Origin of the sequence: Vibrio sp. HI00D65 (genome assembly GCF_001635455.1) — a bacterium.
Taxonomy (GTDB): Bacteria; Pseudomonadota; Gammaproteobacteria; order Enterobacterales; family Vibrionaceae; genus Vibrio.
Window position 1 is genome coordinate 1 of record NZ_LWEH01000371.1, and the last position, 920, is coordinate 920.

The 920-nt window shown below is 48.1% G+C and carries 1 protein-coding gene; it reads right to left on the bottom strand.

The window, feature by feature from the left end; translation table 11 throughout:
- Nucleotides 1-920 (bottom strand): transketolase-like TK C-terminal-containing protein (locus A3712_RS21355; protein ID WP_331710935.1); only part of this gene is annotated, 920 nt, incomplete at both ends.

The following is a 920-nucleotide window of genomic DNA, read 5'->3' on the forward strand; positions in this document are numbered from 1 at the left end:
ATGTTGTCATACCGATGATCTTGCCTCCGAAGCCAACGTACTTGTACCAGAAGTCAGCGATGCCAGCTTCTACAGCGATACGAGCAGTTACGTCAGATGGAAGTACAGATTCACGGTACTCAGCGTCTTGCTTGTCGAATGCGTCAGTTGCAGGCATAGATACTACGCGTACCTTCTTACCTTCAGCTGTCAGTTCAGCCGCAGCGTTAACCGCTAGCTCAACTTCAGAACCTGTAGCGATAAGGATAAGCTCAGGCTTACCTTCACAATCTTTCAGGATGTAACCACCCTTCGCGATGTTAGCTACTTGCTCTTCGCTACGCTCTTGCTGTGCAAGGTTTTGACGAGAGAAGATTAGAGACGTTGGGCCTTCTTTACGTTCGATAGCCAGTTTCCAAGCCATTGCAGACTCAACTTGGTCACATGGACGCCATGTGCTCATGTTTGGAGTTAGACGTAGAGAAGCCATTTGCTCAACTGGTTGGTGAGTTGNGNCATCTTCGCCAAGACCGATAGAGTCGTGCGTGTAAACTTGGATGTTCTGAACTTTCATCAGAGCAGCCATACGCATTGCGTTACGAGCGTATTCCATGAACATTAGGAAAGTAGCGCCGTATGGTACGAAACCACCGTGCAGAGCGATACCGTTCATGATCGCCGTCATACCGAATTCACGTACACCGTAGTGGATGTAGTTACCAGAGAAGTCATTTGCTTCTAGAGGCTTAGAACCAGACCACATAGTTAGGTTAGAAGGCGCTAGGTCAGCAGAGCCGCCCATGAATTCTGGAAGTATTTGACCAAATGCTTCTAGTGCGTTTTGCGATGCTTTACGTGATGCTATGTTTGCAGGGTTAGCTTGAAGGTCAGCAATGATTGCGTTTGCTTTCTCTTCCCACTGTGCTGGAAGTTCGCCGTTA